The organism is Nitrospira sp. (genome assembly GCA_030653545.1).
GTDB lineage: Bacteria > Nitrospirota > Nitrospiria > Nitrospirales > Nitrospiraceae > Nitrospira_D.
Map to the genome: position 1 here is coordinate 1 of JAURZE010000022.1, position 18,794 is coordinate 18,794.

Annotated in this window: 22 protein-coding genes; 11 read left to right on the forward strand and 11 right to left on the reverse strand. The window is 56.7% G+C overall.

All coding sequences use genetic code 11. The features are described from left to right. On the forward strand, positions 1-131 hold a 131-nt coding region (locus tag Q7U39_06770; protein ID MDO9117640.1), incomplete at its 5' end, for an IS30 family transposase. On the opposite strand, the gene Q7U39_06775 is transcribed toward Q7U39_06770, so the two are convergent. Then, entirely contained in the window at positions 104-952 is an 849-nt protein-coding gene (locus Q7U39_06775; GenBank protein MDO9117641.1) for a cache domain-containing protein, read from the reverse strand. The two genes, Q7U39_06770 and Q7U39_06775, sit on opposite strands and share 28 nt — an antisense overlap. 351 nt (positions 953-1,303) lie before the next feature. Then, positions 1,304-2,473, reverse strand: a complete 1,170-nt coding sequence (locus tag Q7U39_06780; protein MDO9117642.1) for a THUMP domain-containing protein — start codon at positions 2,471-2,473, stop codon at positions 1,304-1,306. Positions 2,474-2,502: 29 nt separating this feature from the next. Here Q7U39_06780 and Q7U39_06785 point away from each other — a divergent pair, with 29 nt between their 5' ends. After that, on the forward strand, positions 2,503-3,063 hold the full coding sequence (locus Q7U39_06785; protein ID MDO9117643.1) for an NUDIX hydrolase: 561 nt from the start codon (positions 2,503-2,505) through the stop codon (positions 3,061-3,063). A 7-nt stretch (positions 3,064-3,070) separates the two neighbouring features. On the opposite strand, the gene Q7U39_06790 is transcribed toward Q7U39_06785, so the two are convergent. The 4 genes from Q7U39_06790 to Q7U39_06805 all read right to left on the reverse strand — a co-directional run bounded on the left by Q7U39_06790 (position 3,071) and on the right by Q7U39_06805 (position 4,293). Continuing rightward, positions 3,071-3,331 (reverse strand): type II toxin-antitoxin system RelE/ParE family toxin, encoded by a 261-nt coding sequence (locus tag Q7U39_06790; GenBank protein ID MDO9117644.1) that lies wholly within the window; start codon positions 3,329-3,331, stop codon positions 3,071-3,073. A 6-nt stretch (positions 3,332-3,337) separates the two neighbouring features. After that, positions 3,338-3,541, reverse strand: coding sequence for a hypothetical protein (locus Q7U39_06795; GenBank protein ID MDO9117645.1), 204 nt, complete (start codon positions 3,539-3,541; stop codon positions 3,338-3,340). Between the two features lie 66 nt (positions 3,542-3,607). Next, positions 3,608-3,934: a PilZ domain-containing protein gene (locus Q7U39_06800; protein ID MDO9117646.1), complete on the reverse strand. Its 327-nt coding sequence runs from the start codon at positions 3,932-3,934 to the stop codon at positions 3,608-3,610. A 2-nt stretch (positions 3,935-3,936) separates the two neighbouring features. Next, positions 3,937-4,293, reverse strand: a complete 357-nt coding sequence (locus Q7U39_06805; protein ID MDO9117647.1) for a PilZ domain-containing protein — start codon at positions 4,291-4,293, stop codon at positions 3,937-3,939. Between the two features lie 132 nt (positions 4,294-4,425). Between Q7U39_06805 and Q7U39_06810 the strand changes: the two genes are divergently transcribed. Beyond that, positions 4,426-4,641: a hypothetical protein gene (locus Q7U39_06810; protein MDO9117648.1), complete on the forward strand. Its 216-nt coding sequence runs from the start codon at positions 4,426-4,428 to the stop codon at positions 4,639-4,641. A 22-nt stretch (positions 4,642-4,663) separates the two neighbouring features. Here Q7U39_06810 and Q7U39_06815 read toward each other — a convergent pair whose 3' ends face one another. Further along, a complete protein-coding gene (locus Q7U39_06815; protein MDO9117649.1) occupies positions 4,664-5,158 on the reverse strand; it encodes a hypothetical protein in 495 nt (164 codons plus the stop codon). Between the two features lie 204 nt (positions 5,159-5,362). Between Q7U39_06815 and Q7U39_06820 the strand changes: the two genes are divergently transcribed. From Q7U39_06820 to Q7U39_06830, 3 genes are read left to right on the forward strand one after another with little or no spacing between them, the layout of a single operon-like run. Further along, positions 5,363-6,088, forward strand: a complete 726-nt coding sequence (locus tag Q7U39_06820; GenBank protein MDO9117650.1) for an A/G-specific adenine glycosylase — start codon at positions 5,363-5,365, stop codon at positions 6,086-6,088. Between the two features lie 5 nt (positions 6,089-6,093). Then, positions 6,094-6,498 carry a (deoxy)nucleoside triphosphate pyrophosphohydrolase gene (locus Q7U39_06825; protein ID MDO9117651.1) on the forward strand — a complete coding sequence of 135 codons (405 nt, stop codon included), beginning with the start codon at positions 6,094-6,096 and terminating at the stop codon, positions 6,496-6,498. Beyond that, a complete protein-coding gene (locus Q7U39_06830) occupies positions 6,495-7,211 on the forward strand; it encodes a ribonuclease H-like domain-containing protein (protein MDO9117652.1) in 717 nt (238 codons plus the stop codon). The genes Q7U39_06825 and Q7U39_06830 overlap by 4 nt, the downstream gene beginning before the upstream one ends. Before the next feature lie 13 nt (positions 7,212-7,224). On the opposite strand, the gene Q7U39_06835 is transcribed toward Q7U39_06830, so the two are convergent. The 3 genes from Q7U39_06835 to mtaB all read right to left on the reverse strand — a co-directional run bounded on the left by Q7U39_06835 (position 7,225) and on the right by mtaB (position 11,531). Further along, positions 7,225-8,208 (reverse strand): hypothetical protein, encoded by a 984-nt coding sequence (locus tag Q7U39_06835; GenBank protein ID MDO9117653.1) that lies wholly within the window; start codon positions 8,206-8,208, stop codon positions 7,225-7,227. Positions 8,209-8,850: 642 nt separating this feature from the next. Beyond that, complete coding sequence (gene miaB, locus Q7U39_06840) at positions 8,851-10,185, reverse strand: tRNA (N6-isopentenyl adenosine(37)-C2)-methylthiotransferase MiaB (protein MDO9117654.1); 1,335 nt, start codon at positions 10,183-10,185, stop codon at positions 8,851-8,853. After that, a complete protein-coding gene (gene mtaB, locus Q7U39_06845; protein MDO9117655.1) occupies positions 10,182-11,531 on the reverse strand; it encodes a tRNA (N(6)-L-threonylcarbamoyladenosine(37)-C(2))-methylthiotransferase MtaB in 1,350 nt (449 codons plus the stop codon). Before mtaB ends, miaB begins: the two co-directional genes overlap by 4 nt. Positions 11,532-11,648: 117 nt before the next feature. Between mtaB and Q7U39_06850 the strand changes: the two genes are divergently transcribed. Further along, positions 11,649-12,056 carry a hypothetical protein gene (locus Q7U39_06850; protein ID MDO9117656.1) on the forward strand — a complete coding sequence of 136 codons (408 nt, stop codon included), beginning with the start codon at positions 11,649-11,651 and terminating at the stop codon, positions 12,054-12,056. Between the two features lie 172 nt (positions 12,057-12,228). Beyond that, entirely contained in the window at positions 12,229-13,521 is a 1,293-nt protein-coding gene (locus tag Q7U39_06855) for an MFS transporter (GenBank protein ID MDO9117657.1), read from the forward strand. On the opposite strand, the gene Q7U39_06860 is transcribed toward Q7U39_06855, so the two are convergent. Beyond that, on the reverse strand, positions 13,518-13,811 hold the full coding sequence (locus Q7U39_06860) for a hypothetical protein (GenBank protein MDO9117658.1): 294 nt from the start codon (positions 13,809-13,811) through the stop codon (positions 13,518-13,520). The two genes, Q7U39_06855 and Q7U39_06860, sit on opposite strands and share 4 nt — an antisense overlap. A 138-nt stretch (positions 13,812-13,949) precedes the next feature. Here Q7U39_06860 and Q7U39_06865 point away from each other — a divergent pair, with 138 nt between their 5' ends. The 3 genes from Q7U39_06865 (at position 13,950) to Q7U39_06875 (ending at position 18,763) form a co-directional block, all read left to right on the forward strand. Next, positions 13,950-14,321 carry a DUF4359 domain-containing protein gene (locus Q7U39_06865; protein MDO9117659.1) on the forward strand — a complete coding sequence of 124 codons (372 nt, stop codon included), beginning with the start codon at positions 13,950-13,952 and terminating at the stop codon, positions 14,319-14,321. Between the two features lie 289 nt (positions 14,322-14,610). Continuing rightward, positions 14,611-18,144 carry a vitamin B12-dependent ribonucleotide reductase gene (locus Q7U39_06870; protein ID MDO9117660.1) on the forward strand — a complete coding sequence of 1,178 codons (3,534 nt, stop codon included), beginning with the start codon at positions 14,611-14,613 and terminating at the stop codon, positions 18,142-18,144. Between the two features lie 211 nt (positions 18,145-18,355). Continuing rightward, positions 18,356-18,763, forward strand: coding sequence for a hypothetical protein (locus Q7U39_06875; protein MDO9117661.1), 408 nt, complete (start codon positions 18,356-18,358; stop codon positions 18,761-18,763). Positions 18,764-18,794 lie beyond the last annotated feature (31 nt).

An 18,794-nucleotide genomic window follows, 5' to 3' on the forward strand; every position in this document is an offset into this window, starting at 1 on the left:
ACACCCAGCGCGAGTTGAACGCCATCGCCCATCGGTTGAACACGCGCCCGAGGAAATGTCTCGACTTTGCCACGCCCCTGGAAGTCTATGCGCAATTGCGCCATCATTCACCCGTTGCACTTGGAACTTGAAACCGCCCTGTAATTACCTCTACATGGCGACGCCAGTGCTGCTCTTCGACATACCCGAGAGGGGAGGACTCGGCCAGCTTTGTTGAGAGAAGGCCCAGGGAAGCAAGATTCACTTTTCCTTCTTCTCTTAAACCTGTATCAATGAGCAGATCTCCACTTTGATTCACAATCTGATATTCCAATCCCGCCTGCATTCCCCAGAGTGCATGCAACGAATCCAGGGTGTGGGTAAAGTAGGTTTCCAGAGTCGGCAACGCGATGCGAAGTATCAGGGCCCCGATGAATTCGTTCCGGTCCCCTCTGATCGGCGCCGTAAATTGCAGGGTGTGGCTGTCGTGAAGATCGGCTATGGAAAGCGAGGCCTCCAGGGTGTCGGTGGGGGTGAGGCTTCGGACGGGCTCAAACCATGTTGCTCCGCTCAGATCATTTCCGATGCTCTCCGGGCTAGTGGCTGCGATAATGTGCCCGGTCGCATCCGTGAATCCAATCCACTGGTACACGCGATAGGCCCCTAGGACCCATTCCAAATGCCTGGTTATGGCCACCGGGTTGTGTTCCCGGAAGAGTTTGTGTTGTGTCAACACCCGAATGTCCCCGCGGCGTTCGACCAAGAGATTATTGATAGTCCCTGCGATATCGACCGCAGCCATCGCCAGAGTCCTGCCGGCGTGTCCGATCAATTTGGTTTGGAGATACTGCAGGGATAGGCCCGCTAAGAGGACCATAACGACGAAGGTGATAATAGTCACCATTACTAGGCGCCACGATGACAGGGCGTCATCGCGCCGAATACTGTGCCAGGTTTGTGCCGACTTCGTCATGGGATGGATCTCATGGACTCAGACGTTGCCGAGAAGGTCTCCTCGAGTGCTCGGTAGAGCTGGCGGAATCCATTGCTGCAGGGGTGTTAGCCAAGTTCGACTCACGGTACGGACAAGCTTTTGCCGGTTATGAAGATTTCATGAGGGCTAGTACGGCAGCCTTCCATCAAGGATTGTCCTCAGGCGTAGCACAAGGTGTCGCTGTGCTTCATCGGTTGATAAGGCGCCAAACTGTAGCTGCAGGTTCGTATCGGGGGATTTTCTCGCGAGGCAGAAGGTGGATCAGGCTATGGATTGCTATACCGAATCAATCGTATCAAATGGCAGGGGGGGGCAAAAGTCAGTCCAGTTTCAGGTTGGTGCTGTGAGCCGTCTTCGTGCTCCACCTTGGACGATGAGGAATTCGTAGAGGCGGCATTCGATGGCGCCGTTGAAGAGGGGCGTGCGTTTGGTGGGAGCCAGGCCGATGAGCTTCGGAGCCCGGAGGTCTCCGGTGAAGAGATACACGCGCCAGCCGACGCACCGGGTTTTCAGCCAGGAGCCCAGTTTGGGATAAAACACATCCAGATCGGCTTGAGTGCCGAGTCGGACGCCATAGGGGGGATTCATGACGATGGTGCCGGGCTCTTGCGGAGGAGTGAGATCGAACAAATCTATTTGGGTAAGTGCGATGTCATTGGCGACTCCGGCGCGGGTGAACTGATCCTTGGCGGTTTGCACGGCGCGCGCGTCTCGATCTGATGCATAGATGGAGGCCGGAGCCGCTGGCAATTGTTTGGCTTGGGCCTGAGCCTGGACCGTTTTCCAGAGTGCCTGGTCGAAATTCGAGAAGAGTTCAAAGGCGAAGCGCCGACCCAGTCCGGGGGCTATTCTCCTGGCAAGCATGGCCGCTTCGAGCGGAATGGTCCCCCCGCCGCAGAGGGGATCGAGGAGTGGGGTGGTTCCGTTCCAGCCGGTGAGCTGGACGATGCCGGCGGCCAGATTCTCGCGCAAGGGGGCTTCGACGGTGGATTCGCGGAAGCCGCGCTTGAAGAGCGAGTCCCCCGTGGTTCCGAGATAAAGCGTGAGATGGGTGGCATCGAGAAAGGCGTCGATCCGGATGTCCGGGCGGTTGGAGTGTACGCTGGGACGAGCGCCTTTCAGCTTGGTGAAGGTGTCACAGACGGCATCCTTAATGCGCAGTGTGACGAAGTCGATACTTTTAAGCGGACAGTGCTGTGCGCTGGTTTTGACTTTGATGGTGCGCGCGGGGGTGAACCATTGTGGCCAGGGGAGAGCGGAGGCTGCGACGTAGATATCTTGTTCGGTGCGATACGGGACGTGCGCGACTTCCAGCAGTATACGGCTGGCCATGCGACTTTCCAGATTGGCCCGGTAGATGGTGGCGAGACCGCCGGAAAATCCGACGCCTCCCTCGGCTGGGCGCAGGTCGGTGGCGCCGAGGGCGGCCAGTTCCTGTTGCAGCAACGCTTCGAGGCCGCGCGGACAGGGTGCAAAGCAGCGGTAGTTTGTGTTATCCATCCTGATCACCTAATGAGAAAGAGCCTGCCGTGAAATTCTGCAGTACCTGCGGGGCCCCGGTCAGCCAAAAGATCCCAGCCGGCGACAATGTGCTGCGCTATGTGTGCGACCATTGTCAGGCTATTCATTACCACAATCCCAAGATTGTCGCTGGCTGTATTCCCGAATGGGAGGGGCAGATCCTGTTGTGTCGGCGTGCGATCGAGCCGCGGCTGGGGCTCTGGACGTTTCCGGCCGGATTTATGGAGATCGGGGAGACGACGGAAGAGGCGGCGGCCCGGGAGACGAAGGAAGAGGCGCTGGCGGATGTGGAGATTACGGCGTTGTACGCGGTGCTCAGTATGCCGCATATCGGGCAGGTGTACATGGTGTTCCGCGGGCGCATGCTGACCCCTGAGTTTGGAGCCGGCGCTGAAAGCCTGGAGGTGCGTTTGTTTCCCCGCCACGCGATTCCCTGGGATGGCATGGCCTTTCCGGTGGTTGCTGAAGCGCTTCGTCGGTTTGTGAAGGATGCCGCTGTGGGGCAATTCCCTCTGCATCTGGCGAGCGTCGATGATCGGATGCCGCCTGAGCCGGTTCCTGATTTGTGACCGGCCGCTACCGAAGGCGGGCGCGCGGCACAATGGCGTGGATGTCTACGAGCGAGTCGGTGCGATCGATCGTGTAAAAAATCCGCCAATCCCCGACAGCGTATTTCGACAGGCCCGGCAGATTCGGCGCGACCGGCTCATGGCGCAGGTTGTCCACGTTTGACGCGATCCATTTGGTTTTGTCGAAGAGCCGTTGGGCCATAGCGGGATCAACCTGCGTCAGGTCCTGGATGACGGTCGGTCGGAAGGCGAGGCGAAACCAGGCCATGGTCGGTTACCAGCGCAGCCCGAGTCGGTCGGCCACGTCATCGCCCGAGAGTCGTTCGCTGCTGGTGAGGGACTCTTTCAAGCGCGCCTGCAGGGCGTCCCCCAATGCCAACCCGAGGTCCGGATCGCCAATGAGTTCGCGTAGGCGATCGTCGACGAGGCCCTGGACGAGTTCTTTTAACTGTTGGGGTGTAAGCTGGGAGAGATCCATGGTTTGAGAGGATACGGAGTTGCTCGGGAGAATTGCAACATTCCTGTTGCGAGAGGCGAGGAAGGCTTAGGCGGCGTGCGTGGCGGACGAGAGTTTGGTGATCAGTTGATTGAGGCGTTCGAGTTGCGGGGGCGCAATCGTGAGGAATTCGATGCCGATACCGTGCGAGCCGGTCCAGCGGACCGCGGCATTGGAAATGATGATCGGGGAGGCTTCTCCGGGGAGTTGCAGTGAGACCTCCAATTGCATGCCCGTAAACGGTCTGATGACGCTTTCGACCCGGCACCCTTTGAGGGAGACATCGCGGAGCGCGGCGTTATACTTCAATCGATCCCGCTGGACGAGCGTGCTCGAGATGGAGGCCGGGAATCGGGGAAACTTCCGTGTCACCATTGTCAGGACTCCTCTGATAGCTGCTCAATCAATTGCGCCAACCGATCTCGCTCTGACTCCTGCATGCCGAGAAAGTCGACGCCGAAATCATCTTCCATGGTCCATCGGACAGTGGCCGCATGGACATGGATCGGTCCAATCGTGGGTGGGTGGAGTTCGAGTTTGAGGATAGCGCCGATTTCTACGGTGACATGTGCGGCGCTCATGATCTTGCATCCACCCAGGCCGAGGTTGTACACGGTACCTGTGGTAACGCAGTCGCCGGTGCACGAGATGGGGAATTCGACACGATAGCGGGTTTGTTGGCGTAACTCAGCCTTTTCCCGTTCACGTTTGGATTGAGTGGCAAGGGGCCGCATAGTGGGCAAATATTTCCTGTTCGCTACCGTGGTGTAATTCTCTCTGAAGGCTATGTGGCAAGGACGGGAATGTCAATTAAAACGCTGATCTGTGCGAGAGTCTCTCATGTTCACGGTTGAGGAATTATGGCCATGAAGCGAAAATCGGGAGAGCCGATCTACTTAGGGCGTCATGTGCTGGCGCTGGGGTTGGCGGTGGTTTGTCCGGGAGCGCTTCCTCAGCTCTATCATCTGATGGTCGCTCCGATTTCGATGGAGGTCAGGCTGGGGGCGGGATTGCTCATTGCCGTAGGCGCGGGCCTGGTGCTGGTGCGACTGTACTCAGTGTCAGCGAAAAACGAGCCGTAACGAATCAGCATCGCAGCTTCGTTCAGCGACGGCCCCAATGCCGGTAGTGCCGCGGACCCCAATAGATGTGCGGGCCATAGTAATACGGGTACCCATAAAATCCCGGGCGCCCCAGATAGAGGCCCAGTCCCACGGCCGGCGGGTACACGTAGGTGTAGGCGCTGTAGGGGACAGAGGGAACGATAGTGGGCGGGGCTGCCAGTTGCCTTTGCATGTCTGCTGTGGCGGCGGCCTGCCGGTCGCTCTGCTGTTTAAGCTGTTCGACGGCGCCTTGTTGAGCTTGCAGCTGCCCTTTCAGCTTTCCGATCTCTTCCCGCTGCAATTCGATAAAGGTATTGAGACAGCGGGTTTGCGCCTCACCTTCGTACGTCGAACATTCCCAGGGTACTGGTTGATTCTGAGCATGCGCCAACCCGGTTGCCAGGAGTATGGCTGCCGCTGCGGCTCCGACGATGAGGATGGATTGCGCAAAGCGCTGAGTGTGGGAGGGCGCCATCACGGTTGCCTGACGGGCCATAGTGTTCCTCCTCGTGTGACGTGTATCTGCGTACACGCTACCATGTGAGATCAGGTTTGAATAGCCCTGCATGTTTCACTCAACGCACGAGCGCTTTCACGGTTGACGAACAGGGATCTGTTCCGCTGTGTGCAGGCGCGGGTGGTGGTTTGATTTTGAGGGAGCGGCCCCCCTAGAATGCACCATCATTCACACGAGAAGCGCATGCGATCTCCTTCATCCAAGCCGCCGCGGCGGAAGACCAGGTCCAAACCTAAGAATGCCATGCTCACGCCATCCCTGAAGCGCCGGTTCCAGCAGCGTTTGCTTAAGTGGTACGGCGAACACGGGCGCGATCTGCCCTGGCGCAAGACATCCGATCCGTACCATATCCTCGTGTCGGAAGTGATGCTGCAGCAGACGCAGGTCGACCGGGTCATTCCCAAATACCATGAGTTTCTGGATCGCTATCCGAGTTTTGAGCATTTGGCGGAGGCGCCCGTTGCCGATGTGAAGAAGACCTGGTATCCGCTCGGCTATAACATCCGCCCGGAGCGGCTCCACAGCATCGCGTGTGAAACGGTGGAGCGATACGGCGGGCAGTTGCCCAATGATGCGGAGGAATTGCTGTCCTTTAAAGGGATCGGGCGGTATACGGCCGGGGCGATTCGTTCCTTTGCCTTCAACGAAGATGCCCCCATTCTCGATACGAACGTGATTCGCGTGCTGCATCGCGTATTCATTGCCGAGGGCGATCCCAAAATGCAAAAGGCGCAGCTGTGGGAGTTGTCCGAGGCCTTGATCCCGCGCGGCAAGGGTTATGACTTCAATCAAGCAATCATGGATTTTGGCGCGATGGTCTGCACCGCGCGCGATCCCTATTGTCTGCTTTGCCCGATGAAGTCGATCTGCAAGACGTATCCGTTCGATGGCGCGTCGACCAGGAAATAGGGGGTATGACAATCATCGAAGTTGCCGCCGGTTTGATTCAGCGCGACGGGCGGTACCTGATTGCCCGGCGAAAGGCCGGAGTGCATCTCGCCGGCTATTGGGAATTCCCCGGGGGAAAGCGTGAGCATGGCGAATCGCTGGAGGAATGCCTACGGCGAGAATTGCGCGAAGAGTTAAACGTGCTGGTCGGCATTCCTCTGCCGTATCGAATAGTGCGGCATGAGTATCCGGAGAAGATCGTGGAGCTACATTTCTTTCGTTGCGCCATTGAAAGCGGCGAAGCTGAGGCGTTGGATTGCGCAGAGCTGCGGTGGGTGTTGCCGGAAGAATTCGATCAGTTCACCTTTCCACCTGCTGACGGAGTGATTCTCGAGTCTCTGCAGCGCGATAGGGTCATGGAGTCGCCATGAAAGTCGTATTGGATATTGAGACGGTTCAAGCGCCGCGTGCGGAATGGGCACACCTTGTCGGAAAAGAGCACCCGCCGGAGGACGCTTTGGCCAGGCCCGGAGGACTGGACCTCTTTGAAGCCGGTGCCGCTGAGGAAGCGCGCCATGCTGAAGATGAGCAGTACGCCAAATCAGCGTTCGATGGGACGTTCAGCAAGATTGTCTGCATCGGCCTGCTCGAATTCTCCGATCAGTTGGAAGCCCGTAGCGCGGTGGCCTGGTATGGGAGCAATGAGAAGGAGCTACTCCGTCAGTTCTGGGCCAGGATTGCGCAAGACCGGCCCACCTTGTTCATTACGCATAACGGCCTGGGATTCGATCTCCCGTTTATTAAAAAACGATCGATTATTCACCAGGTCAAACCGAGTTACGACATCAATCTGGCGAAGTTTCGAGCCGAACCGGTTTATGACACGATGGCGATCTGGAGTAATTGGGATACGCGCGGGTGGGTCAAGCTGGATGTGCTGGCACGCGCGCTGAATGTGGAAACCAAGTCGGGGAGCGGATCGCAGGTGGCAGAGATGTGGGAGAAGGGCCAGGGACAGGAGCTGGCTCGGTATTGCCTGCAAGATACGTATGTCACGTATGCCTGTTTTTGCCGAATGAATTTCCGGCAGCCCCTGTCCAGTGATGTTGTCTTGCTCCAGCCGGAGTTGCTGGAGCTTTTGTAGCTATGGTTTCGCCCTATCGAGTCGGCTGAAGTTCGGCGGGCTTCTTCTTGGGTGCCGGCTTCGATGAGACATTCTTGGCTTTCATCGCATCGCGTTCGGCGGTGCGTTCCTTCAGCTCCTTCTTCATCCACTCTGTTTCCTTGCGAAGGATTTTGATTTCCGATTCCTTGAGAGCGTTGGCTTCTCTCGCTTGGCGCAGTTCGTCCAGCTTCTTATTGAGGATGTCTTCAGTCGTCAGGTCGCTCGTTGGTTTGTCCGCGGATGCGGACATGTCGCTGATCGCGACAGCTTGGACCGGTGCTGAAGACTCTTGTCTGGCGGCCACTTTCACAGGAGCCGACAATGCAGGCTGTGCGGCGGGTGCCGGAGTTGCCATCGCTGCTACGGGCATGGCAGCGGGCATAGACGCTCTGGCCAGCGCGGTGTAGTCGATCACCATCGACATGGCCCCGGCGGCACCGTTGGCCGCAAACGAGGGGGCCGACTCGATGTGGGCAGCCGATTTCGGCATGAACCAGGCGGCTTTCATCCCCTTGGGGGAGGAGATGGTGAAATAAGCCGCTCCATGTTGCACGTAAAGGGTGCCCGCGGTGGGTGCAGCGCCTGACCCTGCCGATGAAGATACACGGAAACCGACAATCTGCTCCGGTTTCGCTCGCGACAATCCTTGGGCTAGCAGGGGAGCGAGAAACTCGGCATCTCCATCGCTGAATACTCTCATCGGCTTACTGCCACTCGCGGGCATTCTGCTGGAGGCCGAGGCGGCCTCCTCGGTCATGACACCTTTCACAATTTTCAGCATCGTATTCTGATCAATGATCGTCGGGTGATTGGCCTCGAAAGACCATTCAGACACTTCCTCGAGATAGACAGAGCCTTTGGCGCTCTGATGCATGGACTGGGATCCTGAGACCATGGAACAGCCGCTAAAGAGCACGGCTGCCAGAAGCCATCCTGTTGTCCTGTATCGAGTCTGATTGTTGCGAATTGAATGCATGGCTGCTCCTTCTCCTGTGGATAGAAAAATATCGGCGTGTGTAAGGGTACTGTCTAGATGCGTAACTGGCGTTCGGGGGATTACCAGATGCCGAGGCCCATGAGGACCATACCAACAGCCATCCATCCAAAAACGCCCAGTGAAATAATTGTCTCGAGTGTCATGCGCCAGTCCGCTTGGTTTAATGATGAATGTTTTGGTTGACTCTTTTTGGTCGCTCTCGTTCCTTTTGGTAAGCAAATGACATGCCATTGAGAAGTAAGGAGAAAAGTATTCATGGATTGAGTAAGAAAATGATGTCTCTTGGGCGATGGGAGTCTTCTCTTCGCATTAAATAACCAGACAGAGAGATGATGCAATGAGTCAATTAGTTAAATAAATCAGCTGGTTACGTAGATGATTATAGAGAGATGTTGTGGGTGGATGGGCGGAGTCTTTGGATACGAAAATGAAAGGGAAGAGAGGCGAACGCTAAAGGAAGCTTTTGGATTGATGGGTGTTTCCTGACGGAAGCGTGTCAGAAAATGTTCAGTGTCTTGTGTAGGCGTGCAAGAATGTTCCTGAGCTGACTAGGGTTTACTGGCAAAGAAAATGGTGAATATTTCGGCAAACGTGATTACGAGTAGGGTGCTTCCCACGAGGTTATTCGGCGAACAGCGCGGCCACCGATGAGTCGGTGATCCGACGATGCGTTAATCTGCCAGGCTGGAGAGGTTCACGGGCTTTATCCCAGATGACCGCGATGTTTCCGTCGGTTTTGCCCATCCAGCGGTCCGGTGAACGGGTGGCTTCCCGCTCGACGAGCACTGAGAGAGTTTGGCCAACGTATTCACGATTTCTTGCCCCGCCGATCTCGCGCTGAAGCTCTACAAGCCGCTTCACGCGGTCGCCCTTCACCGCTTCAGGTATGTCGTCCTGAAATTTTCTGGCGGCGATGGTGTTCTTCCGTTCGGAGTAGGCAAAGACGAAGGCTGAATGGAACCGGGTTTGCTCGACGAGGCGGCATGTGCTCTCGAAGTCTTGCTCGGTTTCTGTACTAAACCCGCAGATGATGTCAGTGGTCAGGACGATGTCCGGTATCATTCCCTTGATCTGGTTGACCAACCCGGAGTATTCGGCGGCGGTGTACTCGCGTCCCATCAGGTCGAGCATGCGATCGCTCCCGGATTGGAGCGGCAGATGAATGTGCTTGCAGATCTTCGGGTGTGAAGCAATGGCGTCGAGCAGCGAACGCGGGTAGTCCTTGGGGTGCGGCGAGGTAAAGCGGACCCGTTCGATCCCGGCAGTGTCGGCTACGGCTGAGATGAGTTTGGCAAAGTCCCAATCGCCGGAACGATAGGAGTTCACATTCTGCCCGAGCAGCGTAATTTGTTTGTATCCGAGGGACGCGGCTTGCTGCGCTTCGGCCAGGACGCTCTGGGGATCGCGTGAACGCTCACGTCCGCGGGTGTACGGGACGACGCAAAAACTGCAGAAATTGTCGCAGCCGCGCATGACAGTGATCCAGGCATTGACCCCGCCTTCGCGATCCGGTAGCACCCCCTCGTAGGTTTCGTATTCGGACAGGTCCAGGGCAAAAGCCTTCTTGGCAAAACCCTGCTCTTGCGCCTGCAGTGCATTCGTAATCAACATCGGGAGTTGGCGGTAGGCATCGGGACCGGCGAGGACGTCGATCAGCGGCACTTTCTTCGTCAACTCATCTTTGAGGCTTTGCGCCATGCAACCCAACACGCCAACGACGAGCGGGCGTTCTTTCTTGACCGCCTGCAACTCTCCGAGATGGCCGTAGACCTTGTTGTGCGCGTTCTCCCGAATGGCGCAGGTGTTCATCAGCATTACGTCGGCCCGCTCACGGTCTTCCGTGAAGGCAAACCCGTCCTGTTTGAGCAATGAGCGGACGAGCTCACTGTCAGACTCGTTCATCTGACAGCCGAATGTTTCAATATGGACAAGATGCGGCGTAGGCTTGTTCGTCATAGCATCGGCAACATGGTCGTGGTGGCCGGGCGACCTGCCAGGTGGCCGACAGCCCAACGTTCACTGGCGGCAGTGATGGTGACGGAATGCATTTGGTTCGTCAGTTCAGATTGCGAAGGGACAGCGACTTTCAGGAAAGTGGACGTCGTGCCTACTGCGAAACCGTCATGGTAACCGGCTTCGAACAAGACGGGGATCGTCGCTCCAATATGCCTATCGTGGACAGCGAGGCGTTTGGCTTGCGAGAGACCCGTTAAGATAGCCGTCCGCCGTTTCATTTGCGTGGGGCTGACGGGGTTGGCCAGTTTTACCGCCGCGGTTCCCGGTCTTGGTGAAAATGGAAACACGTGGAAATAGGCGAAGGGAAGTTCGGTAGCGAGCTTCAATGTATTGCCGAAAGCCGTCTCATCTTCCCCGGGAAAGCCGACCATGATGTCCGTGCCGAGTCCTAAGTTGGGAATTCTGCGTAAGGCGCGCGTAATCAGCTGCACATAATCCTGGGCCGAGTACGAGCGGTTCATCGCGGCCAAGATCTTGTCATCTCCACTTTGGAGAGGGATGTGGAGATAGGGACAGAGTTTGGCTGACGAGGCCATCAGTTCCAGCAACTGATCGGTGACCGTGGTCGGCTCGATGGAAGAAATCCGGATGCGCTCCAGACCGGGGATAGTCTCCAGCCGAGTGATCACGGTACAGAGATCCGCACCGGCCTGGTGGTATTGTCCGATGTTCACGCCAGTTAACACGATTTCCCGAACACCCTGGTCGGCCAGGAGTTTGGCCTCGCGCAACAGATCGTCGAGCAGGCGGCTTCGTTCCCGGCCTCGTGCAAAGGGGATCAGGCAGAAACTGCACATGGTATTGCAGCCGTCTTGAATCTTGAGCGGCGCACGCGTGGAATCCGGTGCGCCATACTCGGGAAGTTCAAAGTCTTCCGGGGCGATGGTCTTGGTGCGATGCACGACCGGCGCCGCGTGCTTCTGCAGCCGATCGCTTGGCGGAAGAAAAGTCGGGAGATCGAGCTTATATTGATTGCCGACGATCAGGTCGATGCCGGCCTGCTTCTTCAACCCTTCCGGTCCCGTCTGCGCGTAGCAGCCTGTGACCGCGATGAAAGCCTTGGGCGAATGCTTGAGCGTCTTGCGAATGAGATAGCGGGAAGTCCGTTCAGCGTCTTCCGTGACAGAGCAGGTATTGAGGACGAGAAGATCTGTTGGCTCACCGAACGCGACCAGGCGATAGCCGTCCTGCCGCAATCGTTCGCCGAGTACGGCGGTTTCCGCCTGGTTGAGCCGACAGCCCAGCGTATGCAGTGAGGCGCGTGGTTGTGCAGTGTTCGTGGTCATCCCGCGACATTATAGGGGAGGGGTCGCAAGAGGGGCAAGGTGAGATGCTGTACGGCGTCGAATTGACACGGATTTTTTAGATCGATACAGTGTCCGGACTTGCCGGGAGGTGTCGGGATGGTCTCACGAGCGACCTGGATGCTCACACTGCTGATTGCCTCCCTCTTAATGGTGCCTGCCCGCACTGCGTCCCACGGAGTCTTGCCGGTTGAACCGGAGCTGACCACGCGGCTCGACGAGCTCTACGACCATGAAGCCCGTCTTTTTCTGATGCTGTATTCCTTAAAAGGGGACGGTCAGGTGGATTATGTGACGGGCAGGTCCGTGCAGGAGTATGCCCGGAGCAACTATGGCAATCCTATCTATAAGACGGATGAGTACCCGCTCTTCTATTGGTGGGATCATACGATGTGGAATGATCCCGAGCAAGACGGAGTGAACGGGAACGAGCGCGTGTATCAGGAACACATTGACTTCGATATCTTGCGGTACAAACCCTGTACGTTTAACGGCCAACCCTGTTAGTTTCCGTCACATCATCCCGGCGTTCGAACGGTGTCGGCCTAATTCTTGGCGCCGGTCTGCGCGTGATTTGAGATTCTGCTGCAGAAGTGTTCTCGTTGAGTGTTATTCTGCCTTCAAAGCGATGTGCAGGCGCAATTTGCGTCTTGAGCATGGTCAATGAATGACGAATCGAATGAATTTTTCTAAGTTCATCCCCTTGGCCTTGTTGAATCGCCGTTTGGCGGTCATGTTCCCCCTTGGGTTTCTGTCAGGGCTTCCGCTGGCGCTCACGGCAGGGACGCTGCAAGCCTGGCTCACGGTCGAAGGGGTGGATCTGAAAACCATTGGCATTTTCACGCTGGTGGGATTGCCCTATACGCTCAAGTTTCTCTGGGCGCCGGTGATCGATCGGTTGGTTCCTCCCTGGCTAGGGCGCCGGCGCGGCTGGATGGTGCTGACGCAGCTCTGTGTCGCACTCGGCGTGGTCCTGATGGCGGTGACGAGTCCGCGGCATCATCCGGAGCTGCTTGCGGTCTTTGCCCTGCTCGTGGCCTTTCTCGCGGCCTCACTCGACATTGTCTTCGACGCCTATCGGACCGAGACCTTGGAATCCCAAGAGCGGGGATTCGGCGCAGCCGTATGGGTGAACGGCTACCGGATCGCATTGTTAGTGGCCGGGGCTGGGGCGCTGGTCATTGCGGATCTGGTGGGGTGGCAAACGACCTATCTCCTGATGGCCGCGCTCATGGTGGTCGGGACAGCCATTATCTTCCTAAGTCCCGAGCCGGGCCGCGTAGCCGATGCTCCGAAGACGATGGGGGAAGCGATTGGTGCGCCGCTCGCCGAGTTCTTTACGCGTCCCCATGCAGTCGGATTTCTGGCGGTGATTGTACTTTACAAGCTTGGCGATGCCTTTGCCTCTTCGCTCCAAACTGCGTTTCTCATCGGTGGAGTTGGGTTCACCGCCGGGGAAGTCGGGTACGTGAAGGGCATCGGGATTCTAGCGACGCTGCTGGGTGCTTTATTCGGCGGGCTCTTAATGGCAAGGATGGGGCTCGTACAGTCGCTCTTGCTATTCGGTCTGTTGCAGGCTGTGTCGAATCTTGGATTTGTCGTGCTGGCCTGGGCGGGGAAGAGCGCGGCGCTGCTTGCCGCCGTGGTCATGGTTGAAAACATCACCGGGGGGATGGGCACGGCAGCGTTCGTGGCGCTGGTGATGTCGCTCTGTGATCCGCGGTATACGGCTACGCAGTTTGCACTGTTATCCTCGCTCGAAGCCCTCGGCCGCGTCTTTGCCGGTCGCCCGTCCGCCGATGTCGTTGCGGCGGTCGGGTGGGGCCAATTTTTTCTGCTGACGTTTGTGGTGGCGCTGCCTGGTCTCTGGGCGGTCTGGCGGGTACGTGAACGGATATCTTTTGGCCCGGCCAGTCATGGTGGGCCGGTTGTCCCAGCCGTCGTACCGGTTCAGTCGGCTGGGAGCCGCTAAGACGACAACTTGCGCTGGAGAAACAGTACGAACAGCATGAGGGTTGCCAGTGGGGCAAAGAGAAACGGCACGAGCCAGAGCCAGACATTTTTCCCCCGGACGCGGGCCTGGTCGATCATCCAGACGAAGACCCAGATCATGAGGCCCGCATAGTTGAGGGCGATCCATCGAGTGGTGTGTATCTTCAGGCCGCTTCCGCTATCCGGTGATCCTTGAAGAAGGAAAACCATGAGCAAGAGCATGAAGCTTCCCAGCAGCGCGGCAACCAGGCGTTTACTCCAAACAAACATGAGATCCTCCTATGACATGTGGCCGCTCTATCGCGATAGGGAGCGGTGGTGCGGGGCTAGGCTAATCAGCCGGTTTCGGTTTGTCAAACTTCCGGATTTCGGTGCCGTGGACGACCAGCTGATCGCATTGGGGGTGGTATGAGTCTTCGTCGTCTCGTGATCATCGTGTTCGTGCTGGGTCTGGCGGTGGGGCTGGCCTTGTCCAATCCAACCACGGACGACTATCTGCAGTTTGTGGAAAGGGAATTAGGTAAGGCGATTGATCGAATGGATCGGAGTGCTCCCAGCCGTGAGCAGCAATTTATCCGGCAGGTCTTCCAAAGTCAGAGCAAGAAGATTCTCCAAGAGGTGGTTCGCCCCCATACGAAGCGGCAGAATTGGGGGATCGCAAGTCGGTATGTCACACAGGCGGTAAGTACGAAGATTGTTGTGATCGGTGTGGCTGGTCACTTCATTCCTCTCGAAGGAGTTGAGGAGGCCACCATTAAAATTGGACGATTGGCTTTTTAGGCGGTCCCTGGCGATCAATTTCCTGCCATTTTGGAGCCCTGTTTCTGTGGATAAGTGTCTCAAATTCTCCGCAAGCTAGCGATCAGACACGCACATTGACTGTCCCCAGGTTTTCCACCCCTATCCCACCCTGACCACTATACTTGGTGTTGACAAAAACTCTGAATAGCTATATGTAGTCCATCCGCGATGGGTACCTCACATCACGGTCGTCCCGTATCAGAGGAAAGATCCTCAATTATGACCCCATTCGTACACAGCTACAGAACCCTCTTGAAGGAGGACTATTGTGAGAATTGAGCGGAGATTTACCCGTCGCGGCCAGGGCCCCTACGAGGGTCTCACGTTCGTCAAGCGGTCGTCGGAGATTCGTAATCCAGACGGATCAACGGTGTTCAAGCTTGAGAACATTGATGTGCCGGAACAGTGGTCTCAATTGGCCATTGATATTCTCGCCCAGAAGTATTTTCGGAAAGCGGGTGTGCCTCAGAAGGATGCAGCGGGCAATCCTCTGGTGGGTGCCGATGGGAAGCCGGTATTGGGTAGTGAGCGTGATGCCCGCCAGGTGTTCGAGCGGCTTGCTGGTTGTTGGACACATTGGGGCAAAGAGTACGGCTACTTTAAGACGCCGGAGGATAGCGAGGCCTTTCAGGACGAGGTCGGCTATATGTTGGCCAGACAGATGGCCGCGCCCAATTCACCGCAATGGTTCAATACCGGGTTGCATTACGCCTATGGGCTTTCAGGTCCGGCGCAGGGACATTATTACGTCGATCCCAAGAGCCGTGAGGTGGTGAAGTCGACCAACGCCTTTGAGCATCCCCAGCCTCATGCCTGTTTTATCCAGTCCGTCGATGATGACCTCGTCAACGAAAACGGGATCATGGATTTGTGGGTGCGGGAAGCCCGGCTGTTTAAGTATGGGTCGGGAACCGGAACTAATTTTTCCCGTTTGCGGGGAGACGGTGAAGGCTTATCCGGCGGCGGGCGGTCGTCCGGCCTGATGTCCTTCCTCAAGATCGGAGACCGTGCGGCCGGTGCCATCAAGTCCGGCGGCACCACCAGGCGTGCGGCCAAGATGGTGTGTCTGGACCTCGATCATCCCGACATCGAAGAATTCATCGATTGGAAAGTCATCGAAGAGCAAAAAGTGGCCGCGATGGTCACAGGATCGAAGATCTGCGCGCAGCGGTTGAATGCGGTGTTGAAGGCCTGCCATGTCGTCGACAGCATGGGCCAGCCAAAGGCAGAGATCGATCCAAAGAAAAATCCTGTCCTGCGGGAAGCGCTGGCCGCGGCTCGCCGGGATATGGTGCCGGAAGCCTATGTGCATCGCATGTATGCCTATGCCCAACAGGGGTTTACCCATTTTGTGTTTCATGAGTACGACACGAACTGGGACGGGAGAGCCTATCAGACGGTCTCCGGGCAGAACTCCAATAACAGCGTCAGAATCCCGAATGAGTTTTTCAAAGCGCTCGAGAACGACAGCGATTGGCAGCTGAAACGTCGGATCGACGGCAAGGTCTGCAAGACCGTGAAGGCCAGCGATCTTTGGGACCGGATTGCCTGGGCCGCGTGGATCTGTGCCGATCCCGGTACGCAGTACGACACCACGATCAATGAATGGCATACCTGTCCGGAGGATGGTCGGATCAACGCCTCCAATCCCTGTTCCGAATACATGTTTCTGGACGATACGGCCTGCAACCTGGCCTCGCTCAATCTGGCGTTGTTTTATACGGCGGACGGACAGTTTGAACTCGAGAATTTCCGTCATGCCGTGCGCCTCTGGACGATCGTGCTGGAGATCAGCGTATTGATGGCCTCGTTCCCGAGTAAATCGATTGCGGAGCGAAGCTATCAGTTCCGTACGCTGGGGTTGGGCTATGCCAATCTCGGAACGGTGTTAATGCGGCAGGGGATTCCATATGACTCTCCCAAGGCCATGGCAATCTGCGGAGCGATTACCTCGATCATGACCGGAGAGTCGTATAGCACTTCGGCGGAAATGGCCGCGGAGCTTTGGCCATTCCCGGGATATACGAAAAATCGCGACCAGATGTTGCGCGTTATCCGCAACCACCGTCGGGCGGCCTATAACACCGCGGCGGATGAATATGAGGGGTTGTCGATCGTTCCGTTGGGCATTCAGCCGGAGCATTGCCCGCCGGATCTGCTCATCGCCGCCCGCCGGGCCTGGGATCGGGCCTTGGAACTCGGAACGGCCTATGGGTATCGCAATGCACAGGTGACGGTGATTGCGCCAACCGGCACCATTGGGTTGGTGATGGATTGTGATACCACCGGGATCGAGCCGGACTTTGCCTTAGTGAAGTTCAAGAAACTGGCCGGCGGCGGGTACTTCAAGATCATCAACCAGAGTATTCCCCAGGCCCTCACGACCATGGGGTATTCCGAGAGCCAGATTCAAGACATCATCCGTTATTGCGTCGGTGCGCAGACGCTCAAGGGCGCACCGTTCATCAATCATGAGACCCTGCGCAATAAAGGGTTTGACGATGCCGCGCTGGAACGGCTTGAAAGCAACCTGGTCCAGGCGTTTGAAATCGCCTTTATGTTTAACAAGTTTACCTTGGGGGAAACGTTTTGCATCGAGAAGCTCGGCTTGACTCATGCACAGTTGGCCGAAACGAACTTCAACATGCTCAAGGCGCTGGGATTCACCCAGGAAGAAATTGCCGCGGCCAACGAGTATTGCTGCGGCACGATGACCGTCGAAGGGGCGCCGCATTTGAAAGCCGAGCATCTGCCGGTCTTCGATTGCGCCAACCGTTGCGGGCGGATCGGCCAGCGGTTCATCCACGTCGATGCCCATATCCGGATGATGGCTGCAGCGCAGCCGTTTATCAGCGGCGCCATCAGCAAGACCATCAACATGCCGGCAGAGGCCACGCTTGACGAGGTCAAGTCAGCCTATCAGTTTGCATGGAAGAGCATGGTGAAGGCCGTCGCACTCTATCGGGACGGCTCGAAGTTGAGCCAGCCGCTGAGTTCATCGAGCGATGGGGAGAAGACTGTCGAGGCGTCCGTCGATACGATTTCGGTTGCCGCAGAGAAGATCACCGAGCGTGTGCTGGTCCGCTATCTGGCCAAGCGGCGACCGTTGCCGGGACGGCGAAACGGGTATACCCAAAAAGCCGTTGTCGGCGGGCACAAGCTGTATTTGCGAACCGGTGAGTATGAAGACGGCACGGTCGGCGAGATTTTCCTGGATATGCACAAGGAAGGCGCCGCGTTCCGGAGCTTGATGAACTGTTTTGCCATCGCGATCTCTTTGGGCTTGCAGCATGGAGTCCCGTTGGAGGAATTTGTCGAAGCCTTTGTGTTTACCCGCTTCGAGCCGAATGGGCCGGTCAAGCTGAATGATCGCATTAAGATGTCGACATCGATCATCGACTACATCTTCCGTGAGCTGGCCGTGACCTATCTGGACCGGTACGATTTGGCGCAGGTCAAAGAGGACGATCTTCGGATGGATTCGATGAAAATGGATGAGCAAGATCCGGAATGTGTGGACGAAGAAGCGGACCTCGCTGCGCTGGCGAAATCATCGGTGGACATGGAGCATCTGCCGATTCGCCGGAATGGAACAAAAGAGCATGGAAACGGAAACGGTCATACCATGGCCGCGCGTAAAGTCGAGCTGATCCGCGAGACTCTGACGTTGACTGAGGTGCAGAGTGCCAAGGTCAAGGGGTATGAAGGGGATCCCTGTCCGGAGTGCAAACAATTTACGATGGTACGAAACGGCACTTGTCTGAAGTGCGTGAGCTGCGGCGCAACGAATGGATGTTCGTAGAGAGGAGGTTCTAATGACAATCAAGAATCGACTCGTACGATGCATCCATTGCAAACAAGAATATTTCGCAAAGGTTTCTACGCTTGCTTCATATGTGGGTGGGGCTGGGAAGTGTCAAAATCCCAAATGCCCGTCCAATGCATATAACCCGTTGTATGTGGAAAAACGGAAAACTTAGTGATCTCAGTTTGGATATCCTGAGAGGAATCATATGAGCATTATGATTAAAGAACAGGGTATTGAGACGATTCACGACCAGGTCGTTAGTGAGGCGGCCCAGCGATGGGCCAGGGCGTTTCACTGCAAGGTCACAATTAGGACAATGTCGGATCATAATCCTTGGGCGGATCCTGGCCAGCAATCGGACATTGCCGGATGGTCATTTAGCCCGCGCGGCAATAGTATGCAGTGGATGGCCGAAGTCGAAACCGAGGATTCGCTCCAGAATCCCGATACCCAGTATAAGTGGAAGCGCTCCGCCATTGCCGGCGTGCCGATGTATCTGCTGATCCCGCGAGGAAATCGGGCGCAGGCGGAAAAGATCGCTGCGTCAGTCGATCTCAGGTTCAGTAGCATCTATGAGTATGGCTTTGTGAATGGTGTGGTGCAAATTCTCTAACGGCTTCTTTGTGCTTCCATGAGATGCCTCG